General features: G+C 73.2%; 16 protein-coding genes. 9 read left to right on the top strand and 7 right to left on the bottom strand.

What is annotated here, in order from left to right; all coding sequences use genetic code 11:
- Positions 1-10: 10 nt before the first annotated feature.
- Positions 11-1,537 (bottom strand): leucyl aminopeptidase, encoded by a 1,527-nt coding sequence (locus tag ACFWJX_RS27570; protein ID WP_383248372.1) that lies wholly within the window; start codon positions 1,535-1,537, stop codon positions 11-13.
- A gap of 363 nt (positions 1,538-1,900) precedes the next feature.
- Here ACFWJX_RS27570 and ACFWJX_RS27565 point away from each other — a divergent pair, with 363 nt between their 5' ends.
- Positions 1,901-2,695: an endo alpha-1,4 polygalactosaminidase gene (locus ACFWJX_RS27565; protein ID WP_383248370.1), complete on the top strand. Its 795-nt coding sequence runs from the start codon at positions 1,901-1,903 to the stop codon at positions 2,693-2,695.
- Positions 2,696-2,708: 13 nt separating this feature from the next.
- Here the strand turns inward: ACFWJX_RS27565 and ACFWJX_RS27560 are convergent, their stop codons facing one another.
- Entirely contained in the window at positions 2,709-3,512 is an 804-nt protein-coding gene (locus ACFWJX_RS27560) for an adenosylcobinamide-GDP ribazoletransferase (RefSeq protein WP_383248368.1), read from the bottom strand.
- 61 nt (positions 3,513-3,573) lie between these two features.
- Here ACFWJX_RS27560 and ACFWJX_RS27555 point away from each other — a divergent pair, with 61 nt between their 5' ends.
- Complete coding sequence (locus tag ACFWJX_RS27555; protein WP_383248366.1) at positions 3,574-4,338, top strand: hypothetical protein; 765 nt, start codon at positions 3,574-3,576, stop codon at positions 4,336-4,338.
- 34 nt (positions 4,339-4,372) lie between these two features.
- Here ACFWJX_RS27555 and cobT read toward each other — a convergent pair whose 3' ends face one another.
- Positions 4,373-5,491, bottom strand: a complete 1,119-nt coding sequence (gene cobT, locus ACFWJX_RS27550; protein ID WP_383248364.1) for a nicotinate-nucleotide--dimethylbenzimidazole phosphoribosyltransferase — start codon at positions 5,489-5,491, stop codon at positions 4,373-4,375.
- 148 nt (positions 5,492-5,639) lie between these two features.
- On the opposite strand from cobT, the gene ACFWJX_RS27545 reads away from it, so the two are divergent.
- Positions 5,640-6,596 (top strand): class I SAM-dependent methyltransferase, encoded by a 957-nt coding sequence (locus tag ACFWJX_RS27545; RefSeq protein WP_383248362.1) that lies wholly within the window; start codon positions 5,640-5,642, stop codon positions 6,594-6,596.
- Positions 6,597-7,455: 859 nt separating this feature from the next.
- On the opposite strand, the gene ACFWJX_RS27540 is transcribed toward ACFWJX_RS27545, so the two are convergent.
- Complete coding sequence (locus ACFWJX_RS27540; RefSeq protein ID WP_383248360.1) at positions 7,456-8,667, bottom strand: bifunctional adenosylcobinamide kinase/adenosylcobinamide-phosphate guanylyltransferase; 1,212 nt, start codon at positions 8,665-8,667, stop codon at positions 7,456-7,458.
- A gap of 114 nt (positions 8,668-8,781) precedes the next feature.
- Between ACFWJX_RS27540 and ACFWJX_RS27535 the strand changes: the two genes are divergently transcribed.
- Complete coding sequence (locus ACFWJX_RS27535; RefSeq protein WP_073497036.1) at positions 8,782-8,994, top strand: hypothetical protein; 213 nt, start codon at positions 8,782-8,784, stop codon at positions 8,992-8,994.
- A 65-nt stretch (positions 8,995-9,059) separates the two neighbouring features.
- Here ACFWJX_RS27535 and ACFWJX_RS27530 read toward each other — a convergent pair whose 3' ends face one another.
- The 3 genes from ACFWJX_RS27530 to ACFWJX_RS27520 all read right to left on the bottom strand — a co-directional run bounded on the left by ACFWJX_RS27530 (position 9,060) and on the right by ACFWJX_RS27520 (position 11,631).
- The gene (locus tag ACFWJX_RS27530; protein WP_383248358.1) at positions 9,060-10,145 is read right to left on the bottom strand and encodes a S1C family serine protease; all 1,086 of its coding nucleotides are present in this window, start codon (positions 10,143-10,145) and stop codon (positions 9,060-9,062) included.
- 71 nt (positions 10,146-10,216) lie between these two features.
- Positions 10,217-10,918, bottom strand: coding sequence for a methyltransferase domain-containing protein (locus ACFWJX_RS27525; RefSeq protein ID WP_383248356.1), 702 nt, complete (start codon positions 10,916-10,918; stop codon positions 10,217-10,219).
- A gap of 83 nt (positions 10,919-11,001) precedes the next feature.
- On the bottom strand, positions 11,002-11,631 hold the full coding sequence (locus ACFWJX_RS27520; protein ID WP_383248354.1) for a DUF3043 domain-containing protein: 630 nt from the start codon (positions 11,629-11,631) through the stop codon (positions 11,002-11,004).
- A 295-nt stretch (positions 11,632-11,926) separates the two neighbouring features.
- Between ACFWJX_RS27520 and ACFWJX_RS27515 the strand changes: the two genes are divergently transcribed.
- The 5 genes from ACFWJX_RS27515 (at position 11,927) to ACFWJX_RS27495 (ending at position 18,384) form a co-directional block, all read left to right on the top strand.
- Positions 11,927-12,697: a PspA/IM30 family protein gene (locus ACFWJX_RS27515; protein WP_245873743.1), complete on the top strand. Its 771-nt coding sequence runs from the start codon at positions 11,927-11,929 to the stop codon at positions 12,695-12,697.
- Between the two features lie 34 nt (positions 12,698-12,731).
- Positions 12,732-13,010: a hypothetical protein gene (locus tag ACFWJX_RS27510; RefSeq protein ID WP_073497030.1), complete on the top strand. Its 279-nt coding sequence runs from the start codon at positions 12,732-12,734 to the stop codon at positions 13,008-13,010.
- Between the two features lie 189 nt (positions 13,011-13,199).
- A complete protein-coding gene (locus ACFWJX_RS27505) occupies positions 13,200-14,420 on the top strand; it encodes a sensor histidine kinase (RefSeq protein ID WP_383248351.1) in 1,221 nt (406 codons plus the stop codon).
- Entirely contained in the window at positions 14,417-15,100 is a 684-nt protein-coding gene (locus ACFWJX_RS27500) for a response regulator transcription factor (RefSeq protein ID WP_319260519.1), read from the top strand. Before ACFWJX_RS27505 ends, ACFWJX_RS27500 begins: the two co-directional genes overlap by 4 nt.
- A 179-nt stretch (positions 15,101-15,279) precedes the next feature.
- The gene (locus ACFWJX_RS27495) at positions 15,280-18,384 is read left to right on the top strand and encodes an efflux RND transporter permease subunit (RefSeq protein WP_383248349.1); all 3,105 of its coding nucleotides are present in this window, start codon (positions 15,280-15,282) and stop codon (positions 18,382-18,384) included.
- Positions 18,385-18,451: the final 67 nt, after the last annotated feature.

The following is an 18,451-nucleotide window of genomic DNA, read 5'->3' as shown; positions in this document are numbered from 1 at the left end:
CCGAAAGCGACTAGCCCAGATCGCCCTCGGCGGTCAGCTCGGCCAGCCGGACCAGCGTCCGCACAGCCGTACCCGTGCCGCCCTTGGGCGTGTACCCGAACGGCCCGCCCTCGTTGAAGGCCGGTCCCGCGATGTCCAGGTGCGCCCAGGTGATCCCCTCGCCCACGAACTCCCGGAGGAAGAGACCGGCGACGAGTCCGCCGCCCATCCGCTCACCCATGTTCGCGATGTCGGCGATCGGCGAGTCCATGCCCTTGCGCAGGTGGTCCGGCAGCGGCATCGGCCAGGCCGGCTCGCCGACCTCCTCGGCCGCCTCGTGCAGCGCGGAGCGGAACGCGTCGTCGTTCGCCATGATCCCGAAGGTCCGGTTGCCCAGCGCCAGCATCATCGCGCCGGTCAGGGTCGCGACGTCCACGATGGCGTCGGGCTTCTCCTGGGAGGCGGCCCACAGCGCGTCCGCGAGGACCAGCCGGCCCTCGGCGTCGGTGTTGAGGACCTCGACCGTCTTGCCGCTGAACATGCGCAGCACGTCACCCGGGCGGGTGGCGGAGCCGGACGGCATGTTCTCGGCGAGCGCCAGCCAGCCGGTGACGTTGACGTCCAGGCCGAGACGCGCGACGGCGACCACGGCGGCGAAGACCGCCGCCGCACCGCTCATGTCGCACTTCATCGTCTCGTTGTGCCCGGCCGGCTTGAGCGAGATGCCGCCCGAGTCGTAGGTGATGCCCTTGCCGACGAAGGCGAGGTGCTTCTTCGCCTTGGAGGAGGTGTACGACAGCTTGACCAGGCGCGGGGCCGCGGCGGAGCCGGCACCGACGCCCAGGATGCCGCCGTAGCCGCCCTTGGCGAGGGCCTTCTCGTCGAGGATCTGCACCTTGATGCCGTGCTCCTTGGCCGCGGTCTGGGCGACGGCGGCGAAGGCCTCGGGGTCGAGGTCGTTCGGCGGGGTGTTGACGAGGTCCCGGGCGCGGTTGAGTTCCTCGGTCACGGCGGCGGCGCGGGCGAGCGCGGCCTTGTGGGCGGCGTCGCGCGGCTTGCCGCCGAGCAGGATGGCCTCGGCGAGCGGGCCCTTGCCCTTCTTCGCCCTGGCGTCCTTGTCCTGCTCCTTGTAGGCGTCGAAGGAGTAGGCGCCGAGCGCGACTCCCTCGGCGACCGCGCCGAGGTCGGCGGCGTCCGTCAGGGGCAGGGCGAACGCGGCCTTCTTGGAACCGGCGAGGGCGCGGGCGGCGACACCGGCGGCGCGGCGCAGCGCCTCGGCGTCGTACGAGGCGTCCTTCTCGGGCTCCGCGCCCAGCCCCACCGCCAGCACGAGAGGCGTCTTGAAGCCGGCCGGGGCCGGCAGCTTCGTCACCTCGCCCTCGGCGCCGGCGGCACCGAGGGTTTCCAGGACGCCGGCGAGCCGGCCGTCGTAGGCCTTGTCCACGGCCTCGGCGCCCGGCGCTACGACGGGGCCGTTGGCGCCCTTGGCGACACCGATCACGATCGCGTCGGCCCGGAGGCCGGGCGCCGCGGCGGTGCTGAGAGTGAGAGCAGTCACGGTGGTGATTTCTCGCTTCCGATGTGGAGTTGCTGTGGCCGATGTGTGGGTCGACCGGGCCCGACAGCCGACCCTGGGGCTGGGGGTGCGGTCGTTACCGGGGTCGGCCTCACCGGCGCGGCGTACCGGCGCGGCAACCCCGCAACGAGCGTACGCGTGCGTGAGCGTTCGCTCATGCACGGGAGTGCACCTGTCGGTGGCCGTCGTGGCCACTCCCCGATCCTCGCATTCGACGTACGGGGTCACATCTCTCGGGTCTCGGGTCTCGGGTCTGCCTCGGGTGGGGTGGAGGGCGGCGTCTCGCGGCGGGCGGCGGCGGGAGATCATGCCGGGAGCCGCCGTCGCCCATCCTGGAGCCCGTCCGTGAGACGCCTGATCCTGCTGCCCGCCCTCCTGTTGGTGCTCGCGGGCTGCCAGTCATCCCCCTCGGCCGCGCCGGACGACGGCCCGGCCGAGGGGGACCGCTGGCAGCCGCGCCCCGGCATCGGCTGGCAGTGGCAGCTGAGGGGGCGTCTGGACACCTCCGTCGACGTGCCGGTGTACGACGTCGACGGCTTCGACCAGAGCGAGGCGGCCGTCGCCGGACTGCACGAGGACGGCCGCAAGGTCATCTGCTACCTGTCCACCGGCGCCTGGGAGGACTGGCGTCCGGACGCGGACGAGTTCCCGAAGGCGGTCCTGGGCGAGGGCAACGGCTGGGAGGGCGAGCGCTGGCTGGACATCCGCCGCACCGACGTCCTCGAACCCCTGATGGCGGCCCGTATCGACATGTGCCGGGACAAGGGCTTCGACGCGGTCGAGCCGGACAACATGGACGGCTACTGCAACGAGACCGGCTTCCCCCTGACCGCCGCCGACCAGCTCCGCTACAACCGGCTGATCGCCCGGCTCGCCCACGACCGGGGCCTGTCCGTCGGCCTGAAGAACGACCTCGACCAGATCCCCGAACTCGTCGACGACTTCGACTTCGCGGTCAACGAGCAGTGCGCCCAGTACGGCGAGTGCGACGAGACGACCCCGTTCATCGAGGCGGGCAAGGCCGTCTTCCACGTCGAGTACGAGCTGCCCACGAGCCGCTTCTGCGCCGAGTCCCGCCGCCTGAAGCTGAGTTCCCTGCTGAAGAAGTACGAACTCACGGCGTGGCGGGAGGCCTGTTGACCAGCCCGGTCGACTAGCCCAGGCAGAGCACCACGAGTGCCGTCGTGGCCGCCGTCTCCGCCAGGCCCCCGAACACGTCCCCGGTGACCCCGCCGAAGCGGCGCGTGCAGTGACACAGGAGCAGTTCGGCGGCGCCGAGGGCGAGGACGACGGCGACGGGTGTGCGGACGGCGTCGTACGGGCCGAGGAGGGCGCCCCAGGCCGCCGCCGCGGCGAGGCAGCCGGCCGCCACGGCGAGTGCGCCGCGGACCGGGACCACCCCGGCGACCGCCGCGCCGAGCCCCTCCGGCCGGGCGGCCGGGACTCCGGTGCGGGCGGCGAGGGTGAGGGCCAGCCGGGCGGCGACCGCGGAGGTGACGGCCGCGAGGGCGCCCCGGCCCCACGAGGCGTCGTACAGCTGGGCCAGCGCGGCCACCTGGGCGAGCAGGACGAGGACGAGCGCGAGCACCCCGAAGGGCCCGATGTCCGACTGCTTCATGATCCGCAGGGCGTCGTCGGCGGGCTTGCCGCTGCCCAGCCCGTCCGCGGTGTCCGCCAGCCCGTCGAGATGCAGACCGCGGGTGAGCACGGCGGGTACGGCGGCGGAGGCGACGGCGGCGAGCAGCGGGCCCGCGCCCAGGAACAGCAGCAGCAGTCCGAGCCCGGCCGCGCTGCCGCCGACGGCCAGCCCGGCCAGCGGGGCGCCGAGCATGCCCCCGCGCGCGGCCCCGCGGTCCCAGCGGGTCACCCGGACCGGGAGCACGGTGAGAGTGCCGAAGGCGAAACGAAGCCCGTCGAGGGGGTGGGGGGAGCGCGGGGCGGGCGGGGTCGTGGACACCGGCGCAGGTTACCCGGCGGTCGGACAGGCGGTCCCGGCAGCTCGGGACGAAAATGCGCATATGGGAGATTGGTTGCAGCGGAACATCGTCGAGCCGGGGAAACTCCCGCTGCTCATCGCCCTGACCGCCTTCGTCCTGACCTTTCTGATCACCCGGGTCGTCACCCGTCTGATCCGCGCGGGGAAGGGCCCGTTCGGCAACGTCAGCGCGGGCGGGGTGCACATCCACCATGTCGTCCCCGGCGTCGTCCTCACCGTCGTCGGCGGCTTCGGCGCGGTGGCCAGCGGCCGGCACGGCTTCGGCTCGGCCGTGTGCGCGGTGGTCTTCGGCATCGGCGCGGGTCTGGTCCTGGACGAGTTCGCGCTGGTCCTGCACCTCGACGACGTGTACTGGACGGAGGCCGGCCGCAAGAGCGTGGAGGCCGTCGTGCTGACGGCGGCCCTCGTAGGCCTGGTCCTGGTGGGCTTCGCGCCGTTCGGCGTCAACGACCTCAGCGACGAGGAACTCCAGGACCGGGGCAGCGTGATCTCGACCGTGGCGGTCAACTTCCTGTTCGCCCTGGCCGTGCTGAGCAAGGGCAAGATCAAGCTGGCGATCTTCAGCGTGATCATCCCGTTCGTCGCCCTGTTCGGCCTCGTCCGGGTGGCCCGCCCCGACTCCCCGTGGGCCCGCCGCTTCTACCGCAGGCGCCCTCGCGCCCGCGCCAAGGCCGTCCTGCGGGCCTACCACCACGACCGCCGCTGGGCGGGCCCCCGGCGGGTGCTCGGCGACTGGCTGGGCGGCAAGACCGACGCCGAGCTGACCCGGGCCGCCGACCACCGCTGACACGGAAGCGGCCGCCCGGCCGAGCCGCCCGCCGCTACTCCGCGCCGAGCGCCTCGGCGGACTCCTTCTCGGCAGGTTCCTCGGTCTCGGTCTCGGTCTCGGGCTCCTGCGGCTTCTCGGGCAGTTCGGCGGCCAGGGCCGCGGCCGCCTGCACCAGCGGCAGCGCCAGCAGCGCGCCCGCGCCTTCGCCCACGGTCACGCCCTGGTCCAGCAGCGGCTCCAGGGCCATCCGGTCCAGCGCCTTGGCCTGCCCCGGCTCGCCGCTGCGCTGCCCGGCCAGCCACCAGTCCGGCGCCCGGAACGCGATCCGCTGCCCGACGAGCGCGCACGCCGCCGCCACCACGCCGTCCAGCACCACCGGCACCTTCCGTACGGCGCACTGGAGCAGGAAGCCCGTCATCGCCGCGAGGTCCGCGCCGCCCACGGTCGCCAGCAGCTGCAACTGGTCCCCGAGCACCGGCCGCGCCCGCCGCAACGCGTCCCGGATCGCGGCGCACTTGCGCATCCACGCCAGGTCGTCGATCGCCTCGCCGCCCCGCCCGGTCACCACGGAGGCGTCGGTCCCGCACAACGCGGCCACCAGCACACCGGCCACCGTCGTCCCGCCCACGCTGACATCGCCGAGCACGGCCAGGTCCGTACCGCAGTCGGCCTCCTGGTCGGCCACCGCGACCCCCGCGAGGAAGGCCGCCTCGGCCTCCTCCGTGGTCAGCGCGTCCTCGATGTCGATACGACCGCTGCCGCGCCGCACCCGGTGCCGTACGACCCCCTCGGGGAACGCGTCCGGCTCGCAGTCCAGCGCCATGTCCACGATCCGCACGGGGACGTCGAGCCGCCGGGCGAGCACCGACACCGGACGGCCGCCCTCCAGCACCTCCCGCACCAGCTCCGCCGCGCTGCCCGCGGGCCGCGCGGAGACGCCCAGTCCGGCGATCCCGTGGTCGCCGGCGAACAGCACCACCCGCGGCCGTACGACCGGCCGTACCGGCACCGACCCCTGCGCCGCCGCCAGCCATTCACCCAGGTCGTCGAGGCGGCCCAGCGATCCGGGCGGCACGACCTGACGTTCCCGGCGCGCCTCCGCGTCGCGGCGCACCCCGCCGTCGGGGCGCTCGATCAGATCGGTGAAGTCGTCGAGATTCAGCGAGCTCATTCGCCGAACAGTACCGGCACGGATCGAACGGTCCGGCGCCACATCGGCACCACACCCCCATGACGTCATTGCACGCAAGATCGGTATCCCATACGTTCCGTTTTGCTGTGAATTGCCGCATCCCTCGACGCCCTCCACGGAGCCGCTCATGCCCCCCAGGCCCATCCACGAGCCGCGCCGCGACAACTGCCCCTGGTGCGGCTCGAAACGGCTGCGCAACCGCCTGCGCGCACCCGACCTCCTCCATCACCGGCCGGGCACCTTCGCCGTCGACGAATGCCGGGACTGCGCCCACGCCTTCCAGAACCCGAAGCTGACCGCGGAGGGGCTCGCCCTCTACCACCGCCCCCCGGCCAGGGGCCTGCCCGGCCCCTCCGCCGAACGCGTCCTCGCCACCCGCACCCGCCGGCGCCGGCTGGTGGCCACCGCCCGCGCGATGCTGCCGTTCCCCGAGCCCGAGAGCTGGCTGGACGTCGGCACGGGGCACGCGCTGTTCCCCGAGGCGGCGAAGGAGGTCTTCACCTACACGTCCTTCGACGGGCTCGACCCCACCGCGCGGGTCGTCCGGGCCCAGGAGGCCGGCCGCGTGGAGGAGGCCCACCAGGGGCAGCTCACCCACCCCGCGACCAGCGCACGGCTGCGCGCCCGCTACGACGTCGTCAGCATGCTCGGCCATGTGGAGCACACGCTCGACCCGCGCGCGGAACTCCGTGCCGCCCTCGTCGCGCTGCGGCCCGGCGGGCATCTGCTCCTCGAACTCCCCGACCCGCACAGCGCGTTCGCCGCGCTGCTCGGCAAGTGGTGGGTGGCCCACGGACAGCCGCGCCACCTGCACCTGATCCCGCTGCCCAACCTCCGTGCCGAACTCGAGTCCCAGGGCTGCACGATCGTCAGGGCCGACCGCAGCGGGGCCCATGTCCCGCACGACCTCGCGGCGGCCCTCGCCCTGTACCTCTCCCGGGCGATCCCGTCCCCCCGTACGGCCCTGCTGCAGGCCACCACCCCCTTGGTCACCGCGGCCACCGCCCTGGACCACACCCTGGCCCCGCTCCTCCGCCACACCCGCTTCTCGAACACGTACAGACTGATCGCCCGCAAGAACTGACCCCCGGAACAGATGCGCCTCGGCCCGCCCACCGCCTGGGGACTGCCGCCCCCAGCCCCCCGCGCCCTATGCCCACCCCACCCCACCCGTCACCCGACTCGGTCGACCACGAAGCACCCAGCCCCACCGTCCGCGTCCACCGGCGTCCACCTTCGGCGTCCACGTTCGGCCGTCGCCCGGCCGCCGCCGCCCGCCCCCGCTTTCGGCCCTCGCCGTGCGGTCCGCCCCTGCCTTCGGTCCTCGCCGTGCGGCCTGCGGTGGCCGGTCCTCGCGCGGCGGCCGTCGGCGCCGGCTCCGCCGCTCCGGCCTGCGGCGAACACCCGCTCAGCCTGCGGGCGTCTTCGGCCGCCGCCGTGCGGCCTGCGGTGGTCGGCCCTCGCTCGGCGGCCCTCGGCGCCGGCTCCGCCGCCCCGGCCCGCGGCGAACACCCGCTCAGCCTGCGGGCGTCTTCGGCCGCCCTCTTCGGCCCTCGTTGTGCGGCCTGCGGTGGCCGGTCCTCGCGCGGTGGCCGTCGGCGCCGGCTCCGCCGCTCCGGCCTGCGGCGAACACCCGCAGCCTGCGGGCGTCTTCGGCCCCCGCCGTGCGGCCTGCGGTGCCCGGCCCCGCCTCCCGGCCTGGGCACGCACCGGCCCCGCCTCCCGGCCTGGGCACGCACCGGCCCCGCCTCCCGGCCTGGGCGCCCACCCGCCCAGCCTGCGGGCGGGCGTGCGTGCCTCTCCAGTGCCTTAAAGCGCCTGGGGGACCCCCAGAGCGATGGGGTCCCCTCGAGCGAAGCCGTCAGTGGGGGAGGGTGGGCGCAGGCGGCCGGCGCGCCGTACGCGCCGGGCTGTGCGACCCGCCACCGAGTCCCGGCCCCGGGTCACCCCCGCAGCACCACCACCTGTCCCGCCACCACCAGCACAACCTCCTCGCACTCGCCCGCGACCGCCGCGTTCAGCCGCCCCAGTTCGTCCCGGTACCGCCGCCCCGACGCCGTGGCCGGCACGATCCCCGAACCGACCTCGTTGGACACCAGTACCACCGGCCGCCGAGCCCCCCGGACCGCCCTCGCCAACTCCGCCACCCGCGAGCGCAGCTCCCGCTCACCCCCGTCCGCCCACACCGCGTCGTCCCAGGCCCCGACGGAGTCCATCGCGTCGGTCAGCCACAGCGACAGGCAGTCGATCAGCAGGGGCGGAGCCCCGTCCTCGCCGAGCAGCGGCACCAGATCGCACGTCTCGACCGTCCGCCACGACCCCGGCCGCCGCTCCCGGTGGGTGGCGACCCGCGCCGCCCACTCGCCGTCCCCGCCCCGCGACCCGCCGGTCGCGACGTACAGCACGTCCGGGAAGGACTCCAGCCGCCGTTCGGCCTCCACCGACTTCCCGGACCGCGCCCCGCCCAGCACCAGGGTCCGCCGCGGCACGTCCGGCACCTCCTCGTACACCCCCACCGTCAGCGTCGACCCGTCCGGCACCGCCCGCGCCCCCGCCGCGGCCAGCCGCCGCCGCAGCTCCGGGCCCGACGGCACGTCGTGGTCCAGGTGGACGGCGACGACGTCCGTCGTGGGCCCGACCGCGCCCACCGCGCGCAGCTTCGCCAGCGCGTCGGGCCGTCCCACCACGTCGGTGAGGACCATGTCGTACCGCTCGGCCGGCTCCCCGCCCTCCTCGAGCCCGGCCGGCGCGCCGCCCGGCGGCAGATACAGCAGCCGCTGCCCGTCCGGGCCGGTCACCGCGTACCCGGTACCGGGCGCGTCCATCGCGACCGCCCGCACCCGGTGGCCCGTCAGCAGCGTCAACTCCCGTCCGTCCGGCACCCGGCCGGGCTGCGGCACCCCGGCCGGCACCTCGACGGCGGGCCCGTCGTGCGGATGCGACAGCAGCACCTGCCGTACGCCGCCCAGGGAATGCCCGGAGCGCGCCGCGGCGAAGGCGGCGCCCGGCGTGAGGTCGAGCAGCAGCGCCCCGTCGAGGAGCACCGCGGTCGCCGCCCGCGCGTCCACCCCGAGGGAGGTCGCGCAGACGGCACAGGGACAGTCGGGGCGGGGGAGTCCCGCGGGGGCACCGGTACCGAGCAGAGTCACTTCCACGGACCTGATTTTCGCGCGTCCGATCAGGTCTTGCGCATCCGGCTAGGCTGCGTGCCAGGAGCCGGACGAAGATCCGGCTTCTGCTCTGCATGTGCTCACACGTTGGAGGCGTACATGGCGGCATGGACGTGGCGGTTCGAGAAGGCCGACGGGACGGAGGTCCAGCCCGCGGTGCAGCCGGAGGAGTTCACCACGCAGGGGGACGCCGAGTCCTGGCTCGGGGAGCACTGGAAGGCCCTGCTCGAAGGCGGCGCCGACCAGGTGCGGCTGTTCGAGGACGCCACGGAGATCTACGGCCCGATGAACCTGCACGCCGACGAGTCCTAGGACCGGATTCACCCCGGGGTGGCCGGTCGACGGCCACCCCGCCCGCCCCCGTACCACCGGCCCCGCTACTGCTCGCCCAGCGTCACGTCGACGGTCCGCTCGTCGCCGTTCCGGGTGAAGGCGACCGTCGTCCGTTCGCCGGGCCGCATTCCGGCCAGTGCCTCCGCCAGCGAGGTGATCGTGGTGACCGCGGTGTCACCCAACCCGGTGATGACGTCCCCGGCCCGGAGGCCCGCCCTGTCGGCAGCGCCGCCTCCCGTCACCTCGACCACCGCGACTCCGGCAGGCTGGTGGTCCACGTCCACGACCGTCCGTGCGGTGATGCCGAGAGCGGCCCGCCCGGAGTCGGTGACCTCGCCGTCCTGCACGATCTGGTCGGCGACGGTCCGCACCATCGAGGCGGGGATCGCGAACCCGATGCCCGGCGCCGCGCCCTGACCGAGGCTCGGGTCGACGGCCGCGAGGGTGGGGATGCCGATGACCTCGCCGTCGAGATTCACCAGCGCGCCTCCGCTGTTACCGGGGTTGATGGCGGCGGACGTCTGCACCATGTTGGCGATCGTCGCGCCCGTACCCCCGTCCGCACCGCCCTCGCTGACGGTCCGTCCGGTCGCCGAGACGATGCCCTGCGTCACGCTCGACGACAGGCCGAGCGGAGAGCCCATGGCGAGCACGATCTGCCCCACCTCGACCTTGCCGGAATCCCCGAAGCGGGCCGCCTTGAGCCCGTCGGGCACCCGGTCCAGCTTGATGACGGCGAGATCCTGCTCGGGGTAGCTGGAGACGAGCGTGGCGGCGAGGGGGTCCTCGCTGTGCGCGGTCGTCACCCGGAAGGTCTTCTCGTCGCCGACGACATGCGCGTTGGTGACGATGTGCCCACCGTCGTCGTACACGACCCCGGACCCCAGATCGCTGCGCCCCTCGATCTGCACGACCGACGGCAGGACGTCCCGGATCACCTTCTGGTACGCGCTCTGGAGATCGTCGGCCCGCGTCACGGCCGCCGGCTGCGCGGTCCGAGCGGTCTGCCGGGTGAGGTCCTCCCCGGCCGGGGACCCGGCACCGGAGCACCCGGCGACCAGCCCCCCGAGGCAGCACACGACGACCGCCGCGACGACGGCTGTCCGGGCAGGCGTACGGGAAGCGTCCATGCCCCGAGTCTCACCACCGAGCGGACCCCCGGCGCGCGCAGCTCACCCGAACGAGCGCGCCGGGCAAGCGCTCAGCCCCGCACCCCGCACAGATGCAGCAGCGCCGCCACGCTGCGGTACGGGTCCGTCCGGCCCGCCCGCTCCTCCGCGGCCAGCAGGGGCTCCAGGTCCTCGGGGACCTCCGCGCGGTCCACCGCCGTGTCCGTGAAGACCCGTACGCCGTACCAGGCCTGGAGCGGTGCCCCGATTCCCGCGAGGGTCGCGGTCAGGGTCTCCCGGCGGTCCGCGCGGACGTCGAGGCCCAGGCGGTTGCGGTACGCCGTGGTGTCGAAGGCGCCCAGGGCCCCCGCCCAGTCTCCGGCCAGGCCGGGCCGCATCGCCAGCGCGTCGGCATTGCGCACGAGAAGGGACAGCAGCCCGCCGGGGGCCAGTACCCGCGCGAGGCCCGCGAGGACCGGGTCCGGCTCCTGGACGTACATGAGCACGCCGTGGCAGAGCACCACGTCGAAGCTGCCGGGCAGGAAGTGCACGCCGGTGTCCCGGCCGTCGCCCTCCATGATCCGCATCCGCTCCCGGATGCCCTCGGGCTCGCCGGACAGGGCCGCACGGGCCGCGGCGATCATCGTCGCGTCCTGCTCGAGCCCGGTCACCTGATGACCGAGCCGGGCCAGCCGCAGCGCCTGCGTGCCCTGGCCCATGCCCACGTCGAGCACGCGGAGCCGCTGCCCGACCGGATACCGCCCGGCTATCTGTTCGTCGAGCTGCCGGGCCACCAGCTCCTGCCGTACGACATCACGCAGTCCGCCCAGCCTGCTCAGCCAGGCCTTCGCCGCGCCCCCGGAGAAAGAAGCAGTGCTCAGGGCCGCTCTCCGCGCTTGACCTGCGGCTTGGGCAGCCGGAGCCGACGCATCTGGAGGGAGCGCATGAGCGCGTAGGCCACCGCGCCCCGCCGGTTCTGGTCGGGGAAGCGCTCGGCGAGCCGCTTCTTCAGACGGATCCCGGTGACGAGCGAGTCCAGCACGATCAGCACGATCACCACCAGCCACAGCAGCAGCGCGACCGTCTGGAGCGAGCCCACCCGGACCATGCTCAGCACGAGGATGACCACGGCCATCGGGAGGAAGAACTCCGCCACGTTGAACCGCGAGTCGATGGTGTCGCGCGCGAATTTGCGGACCGGCCCCTTGTCGCGGGCCGGCAGGAACCGTTCGTCACCACCTGCCAGCGCCTGACGCTGGCGCTCGAGCTGGGCTCGGCGCTCCTCGCGCTGACGCTTGGCGGCGTCCTTGCGCGACGACGACGTATTGGCGACGCTGCGGCGCTGGGACTGGGCCTCACTGCGCTTGGGCGTGGGCCTGCCCTTCGGGGCCTGCGGGTCGCGGGTCTGCTTGGAGTCGGTCAGCGGCGCCTTGTCGGCGACCGATGCCTTCTCATCCTTGGCACGGCTACGGAACACAAAACCCAAGGGTAAGCGCTCCCCGGGCATGGACCCCAGCCCGGTGGGGAACGATCCGGCAACGCCAGTCGTCTGAAGTGAGGACGGACCCGGGACAGACCGGTGGAGACGGGACAAGCGGTGGCGCAGCGGTCACCCTGACGGTCACCTACTCCTTACGCCGGAGCAAGGCCTTGGTCAGTCGTCCTTGGGGATGAGCGCATCCGTCCCCGAACAGTGCGTCAATGGATGCAGGGCCCGTACTGTGGGTTCTGTCGCAGAGCTGGAGCTGGACGTCAGAAGGGGGCGCGCGAAGCCCATGAGCGGTGTCATGAAGCGTATGGGGATGATCTTCCGCGCGAAGGCGAACAAAGCCCTTGACCGGGCCGAGGACCCGCGCGAGACCCTCGATTACTCGTACCAGAAGCAGCTGGAGCTCCTCCAGAAGGTCCGCCGCGGTGTCGCGGACGTGGCCACCTCGCGCAAGCGACTGGAACTCCAGCTGAACCAGTTGCAGTCGCAGTCCACCAAGCTGGAGGACCAGGGCCGCAAGGCGCTCGCGCTGGGCCGCGAGGACCTGGCCCGCGAGGCGCTCTCCCGCCGTGCCGCCCTCCAGCAGCAGGTCACCGACCTGGAGACGCAGCACCGCACGCTCCAGGGCGAGGAGGAGAAACTCACCCTCGCGGCCCAGCGCCTCCAGGCCAAGGTCGACGCGTTCCGCACCAAGAAGGAGACCATCAAGGCCACCTACACCGCGGCGCAGGCGCAGACGCGGATCGGCGAGGCCTTCTCCGGCATCTCCGAGGAGATGGGCGACGTCGGCCTGGCGATCCAGCGTGCCGAGGACAAGACGGCCCAGCTCCAGGCACGCGCCGGTGCCCTCGACGAACTCCTCGCCTCCGGCGCCCTGGACGACCCCACCGGCATGGCCAAGGACGACCTCCAGGCCGAGCTGGACCGGCTCTCCGGTGGTACGGATGTAGAGCTGGAGCTTCAGCGCATGAAGGCGGAGCTGGCCGGGGGCACCTCGTCCGGGCAGCAGGCCATCGAAGGCGGCGCGAACCCGTCGCAGAGCCAGCAGCAGCCGCAGGACACCCCGCGCTTCGACAAGCAGTAGCTTCGGCGCCGGGGCCGGAGCCGAGGAGGCCGACATGATCGTCCGGATCATGGGGGAGGGCCAGTGGACGCTGGCCGACTCCCACTTCGCCGAGCTGAACAAGCTGGACGACGAACTGCTGGCCGAGATGGAGGGCGGCGACGAGGACGGTTTCCACCGCACCCTCGGCGCTCTCCTGGACGCCGTCCGGCGCCTCGGCGAGCCCCTCCCGGACGACTCCCTGGAACCTTCGGAGCTGATCCTCCCGGCCCCGGACGCGAGCCTGGAGGAGGTCCGGGAGATGCTCGGCGACGACGGGCTGATCCCTGGGTGAGACGGGCTGACTCCGGGCGAAGGCGGGTGGACCCGGCCCGGCCGGCGGTTGAGGACGAGGCGGGTGGACGCGGCCCGGCCGGTGGCTGAGGACGAGGCACGAGGCCGTTCAGGCCGACAGCGGGGTCCGAGGGCGGCGGCCCCCGGCAGTGGTCCCCAGCGACGGCCAGGAAAGCGACGGTACGGAAAAGTGACGCCCCTCGCCCGAGCCCAGCGCCGGCTGAAAGCCCACCCCCTCGCCCTGGACGCCGCCCTCGCCGCCGGCGTACTGCTGTGCATGCTGGCAGGGTCCTTCGTCGACCCGCACGGCGAGCGGAGCGTCAGCTGGAGCGTCCGCACCCCCGACCCGCTCAGCCTGCTGCTGATCACCCTCGGTGCCGCCGCCCTCGTCTTCCGCCGCAGCGCCCCCATGACGGTCCTCGCGCTCACCGGCACCTGCTCCGTGGCCGAGAGCGTCACCGGCGACCCCCGCGCCCCCGTCGCGATGTCCGCCGTCATCGCCCTCTACACCGTCGCCTCCACCACCGACCGCCCCACCACCTGGCGGGTCGGCCTGCTCACCATGACGGTCCTCACCGGCGCCGCGATGCTCGCCGGGCCGCTGCCCTGGTACGCCCAGGAGAACCTGGCGATCTTCGCCTGGACCGGCATCGGCGCCACCGCCGGGGACGCCGTCCGCAGCCGCCGGGCCGTCGTGCGGGCCATCCGGGAGCGGGCCGAACGGGCCGAACGGACCCGCGAGGAGGAGGCCCGCCGTCGGGTCGCCGAGGAACGCCTGCGCATCGCCCGCGACCTGCACGACGTGGTCGCCCACCACATCGCCCTGGTCAACGTGCAGGCGGGGGTCGCCGCCCACGTCATGGACCGGCGCCCCGACCAGGCCAAGGAGGCCCTCGCGCACGTCCGCGAGGCCAGCCGCTCCGCGCTCAACGAACTCCGCGCCACCGTCGGCCTGCTGCGCCAGTCCGGCGACCCGGAGGCCCCCACCGAACCGGCCCCCGGCCTCGACCGGCTCGACGAACTGGCCGGCACCTTCCGCAGCGCCGGTCTCCAGGTCGAGGTGGCCCGCGCCGACCACGACACCAAGCTTCCCGCCGCCGTCGGGCTGGCCGCCTACCGGGTCATCCAGGAGGCCCTCACCAACGTGCAGAAACACGCGGGACCGGACGCCAAGGCCGAGGTCAGCGTCGTACGCGTAGGACCGAACATCGAGGTCACCGTCCTCGACGACGGCGCGGGGGACGCCCCGGCGTCGCAGGACGGCGGCGGCCACGGCCTGCTCGGGATGCGCGAGCGCGTCACCGCCCTGCGCGGCACCCTCACCACCGGTCCCCGCTACGGAGGCGGCTACCGCGTCCATGCGACCCTGCCCGTCAAGACCCGCTCCAGCGCCCCCGAGGACTCCGCATGACCATTCGCGTCCTGCTCGCCGACGACCAGGCGCTGCTGCGCAGCGCGTTCCGCGTGCTCGTCGACTCCGAACCCGACATGGAGGTGGTCGGTGAGGCTTCCGACGGGGCGCAGGCGGTCCGGCTCGCCAAGGAGGAGCGTGCCGACGTCGTCCTGATGGACATCCGGATGCCCGGCACCGACGGTCTCGCCGCAACCCGCCTGATCAGCGCCGACCCGTCCCTCGCGGGGGTCCGCGTGGTGATCCTCACGACCTTCGAGGTCGACGACTACGTGGTGCAGTCGTTGCGCGCGGGCGCCTCCGGCTTCCTCGGCAAGGGCAGCGAACCGGAGGAACTCCTCAACGCCATCCGGGTCGCCGCAGGCGGGGAGGCCCTGCTCTCGCCGACCGCCACCAAGGGGCTGATCGCCCGCTTCCTCGCCCAGGGCGACGCCGGGGGCGACGGCGACGACCCGGACCGCGCGAAGCGGCTGTCGGCGCTCACCGGCCGGGAGCGCGAGGTCCTCGTCCTGGTCGCCGGCGGCCACTCCAACGACGAGATCGCCGAGCGCCTGGAGGTCAGCCCGCTGACCGTGAAGACGCACGTCAACCGGGCCATGGCGAAGCTGGGCGCCCGCGACCGGGCCCAGCTCGTGGTGATCGCGTACGAGTCCGGGCTGGTCCGCCCGAGGGTGGACTGATCTCCACCCGGCCGTACTGCACCCGGAGTATGCGCCGGATAAGGAAATCGACCTGGGGCTTACGGATCGGGCTCTCCCGATGGCTCAGGGTGTAGGGGAGGGCGCTCATATGTGCTCGCGCCCCCTTTCCCTTCCCGCCGTGCCGCTTCTGCCGTTCACAGAAGAGAGACCCGTAACCCATGTCCTGGCTGTCGAAGTTCAGCCTCGCGCAACGGGCCCTGATAGGCCTCATGTCCATCATCGCGATCGTGTTCGGCGCGATCGCGATCCCGCAGCTCAAGCAGCAGCTCCTGCCCACCATCGAACTGCCGATGGTGTCCGTGCTCGCGCCGTACCAGGGCGCCTCCCCGGACGTCGTCGAGAAGCAGGTGATCGAGCCGATCGAGGACAACCTCGAAGGGGTCGACGGCATCACCGGTGTCACCTCGACGGCGAGCGAGGGCAACGCCGTCATCCTGGCCTCCTTCGACTACGGCAACGACACCAAGCAGCTCGTCGCCGACGTCCAGCAGGCCGTCAACCGGGCCCGCATCCAGCTCCCGGACGCGGTGGACCCGCAGGTCGTCGCCGGTTCCACGGACGACATCCCGACCGTGGTCCTCGCCGTCACCTCGGACGGTGACCAGCAGGCCCTCGCCGACCGGCTCGACACGACCGTCGTGCCCGCGCTGAAGGACATCGACGGCGTCGGCCAGGTCACCGTCGACGGCGTGCGCGACCTGCGCGTCACCGTCACCCCGGCCGACGCGAAGCTGGCGAAGGCCGGGCTGACCACCCAGTCCCTCGCCCAGGCTCTCCAGGCGGGCGGCGTGACCGTCCCGGCCGGCTCCTTCGACGAGGCGGGCAGCAACCGCACCGTCCAGGTCGGCGGCGGCTTCACCTCCCTGAAGCAGATCCAGGACCTGGTGATCCCCGCCCAGGCGGGCGGCAAGCCGGTCCGTCTCGCCGACGTGGCCACCGTGCGGCAGGAGGAGGCCCCGGCCGACTCCATCACCCGCACCGACGGCAGGCCCAGCCTCGCCGTCGCCGTCACCATGGACCACGACGGCAGCGCGGTCGCCATCTCCGACGCGGTCGAGGACAAGCTGCCCGGCCTGCGCGAGGACCTCGGCTCCGGCGCGTCGATCACGGTCGTCAGCGACCAGGGCCCGGCGGTGTCGAAGTCCATCAAGGGCCTGACCACGGAGGGCGCGCTCGGCCTGCTCTTCGCGGTCCTGGTCATCCTGGTCTTCCTGGCGTCGATCCGCTCGACGCTGGTGACGGCGGTGTCCATCCCGCTGTCCGTCGTCCTCGCCCTGATCGTGCTGTGGACCCGCGACCTGTCGCTCAACATGCTGACCCTGGGCGCGCTCACCATCGCGATCGGCCGGGTCGTCGACGACTCGATCGTCGTCCTGGAGAACATCAAGCGCCACCTCGGCTACGGCGAGGAGCGCGAGACCGCGATCCTCACCGCGGTCCGCGAGGTGGCCGGCGCGGTCACCTCCTCCACCCTCACCACGGTCGCCGTGTTCCTGCCGATCGGCCTGGTCGGCGGCATGGTGGGCGCCCTGTTCGGCTCGTTCAGCCTCACCGTCACGGCGGCCCTGCTGGCCTCCCTGCTGGTGTCGCTGACCGTCGTCCCGGTCCTGTCGTACTGGTTCCTGCGGCCCCCGAAGGGCACCCCCGCGGACGCCGAGGAAGCCCGCCGCGCGGCCGAGGAGAAGGAGGCACGGAGCCGCCTCCAGCGCTTCTACGTCCCCGTCCTGCGGTTCGCGACCCGGCGCCGCCTGATGAGCGTGGCCATCGCGGCCGTCGTCCTGATCGGCACCTTCGGCATGGCCCCCCTGCTGAAGACCAACTTCTTCGACCAGGGGGAGCAGCAGGTCCTGACGGTCAAGCAGGAGCTGAAGCCGGGCACCAGCCTGGCGGCGACCGACGCCCAGGCCAAGAAGGTCGAGCAACTGCTCGCCGACACCGAGGGCGTGAAGGACTACCAGGTCACCATCGGCTCCTCCGGGTTCATGGCCGCCTTCGGCGGCGGCACCGACACCAACCAGGCCTCGTACCAGGTGATGCTGGAGGACTCGGCGTCCTTCGAGGACGTCCAGGACCACATCGAGGACGGCCTGAAGAAGCTGTCCGGCATCGGCAGCACCACGGTCGCCGCCGGTGACGGCTTCGGCAGCCAGGACCTCAGCGTCGTCGTGAAGGCGGCCGACGCCGGGGCGCTGCGCACGGCGGCCGAGCAGGTCCGCTCCGCGGTGGCCGGCCTGGACGACGTCACGGACGTCACCAGCGACCTCTCGCAGAGCGTGCCGCGCATCTCGGTCAAGGCGAACGCCAAGGCCGCGGCGGCCGGGTTCGACGAGCAGACGCTGGGCGCCGCGGTCACCCAGGCGGTTCGCGGGACCACCGCGGGCAAGGCGATCCTGGACGACACCGAGCGCGACGTCGTCATCACCTCCGCCGCGCCGGCCACCACGCTGGCGCAGCTCAAGGCCCTGCCCCTGGGTCCGGTGAAGCTCGGCGACATCGCCACCGTGCAGCTCGTCGACGGCCCGGTCGCCATGACCCGCATCGACGGTCAGCGCGCGGCCACCATCACCGCGCGGCCGACCGGCGACAACACGGGCGCGGTGAGCGCGGACCTGACCTCCGAGCTCGACGCGCTGAAGCTGCCGGCGGGCGCCACGGCCGAGATCGGCGGCGTCTCGCAGGATCAGGACGACGCGTTCAAGAACCTCGCCCTGGCGATGTTCGCGGCGATCGCGATCGTCTTCATGCTGCTGGTGGCGACCTTCCGGTCGCTGGTCCAGCCGCTGATCCTGCTGGTCTCCATCCCGTTCGCGGCGACCGGCGCGATCGGCCTGCTGATCGCCACCGGTACCCCGATGGGCGTCCCGGCGATGATCGGCATGCTGATGCTGATCGGCATCGTGGTGACCAACGCCATCGTGCTGATCGACTTGATCAACCAGTACAGGAAGCAGGGCTACGGCGTCGTCGAGGCCGTGATCGAGGGCGGCCGTCACCGACTGCGGCCCATCCTCATGACGGCGCTGGCGACCATCTTCGCCCTGCTGCCGATGGCCCTGGGCGTCACCGGTGAGGGCGGCTTCATCGCCCAGCCGCTGGCGGTCGTCGTGATCGGCGGTCTGATCACCTCGACGCTGCTCACCCTGCTGCTCGTCCCGACGCTCTACGCGATGGTCGAACTCCGCAAGGAGCGCCGGGCGAAGAAGCGCGCGGCGAAGCGGCAGCCCGCCGAGCCGGAGAAGACCCCGGAGCCGGCCGGAGTCTGACCCCGCCGCACCGGTACCCCTTCCCCCGTACGGGTTCCCTATCCTGTGAACTCGAACTGCTCGACGG

This window comes from Streptomyces sp. NPDC058335 (assembly GCF_042723915.1).
Classification (GTDB): domain Bacteria; phylum Actinomycetota; class Actinomycetes; order Streptomycetales; family Streptomycetaceae; genus Streptomyces.
Note: the sequence above shows the minus strand (reverse complement) of the source record. Positions and strands in the feature narration are given on the sequence as shown.

Excerpts from the sequence above, each read along its gene's own strand:
- ACFWJX_RS27555 (WP_383248366.1), top strand. The coding sequence starts at position 3,574 with ATGGGAGATTGGTTGCAGCGGAACATCGTCGAGCCGGGGAAACTCCCG.
- cobT (WP_383248364.1), bottom strand. The coding sequence starts at position 5,491 with ATGAGCTCGCTGAATCTCGACGACTTCACCGATCTGATCGAGCGCCCC.
- ACFWJX_RS27545 (WP_383248362.1), top strand. The coding sequence starts at position 5,640 with ATGCCCCCCAGGCCCATCCACGAGCCGCGCCGCGACAACTGCCCCTGG.
- ACFWJX_RS27535 (WP_073497036.1), top strand. The coding sequence starts at position 8,782 with ATGGCGGCATGGACGTGGCGGTTCGAGAAGGCCGACGGGACGGAGGTC.
- ACFWJX_RS27530 (WP_383248358.1), bottom strand. The coding sequence starts at position 10,145 with ATGGACGCTTCCCGTACGCCTGCCCGGACAGCCGTCGTCGCGGCGGTC.
- ACFWJX_RS27520 (WP_383248354.1), bottom strand. The coding sequence starts at position 11,631 with ATGCCCGGGGAGCGCTTACCCTTGGGTTTTGTGTTCCGTAGCCGTGCC.
- ACFWJX_RS27515 (WP_245873743.1), top strand. The coding sequence starts at position 11,927 with ATGATCTTCCGCGCGAAGGCGAACAAAGCCCTTGACCGGGCCGAGGAC.
- ACFWJX_RS27510 (WP_073497030.1), top strand. The coding sequence starts at position 12,732 with ATGATCGTCCGGATCATGGGGGAGGGCCAGTGGACGCTGGCCGACTCC.
- ACFWJX_RS27500 (WP_319260519.1), top strand. The coding sequence starts at position 14,417 with ATGACCATTCGCGTCCTGCTCGCCGACGACCAGGCGCTGCTGCGCAGC.
- ACFWJX_RS27495 (WP_383248349.1), top strand. The coding sequence starts at position 15,280 with ATGTCCTGGCTGTCGAAGTTCAGCCTCGCGCAACGGGCCCTGATAGGC.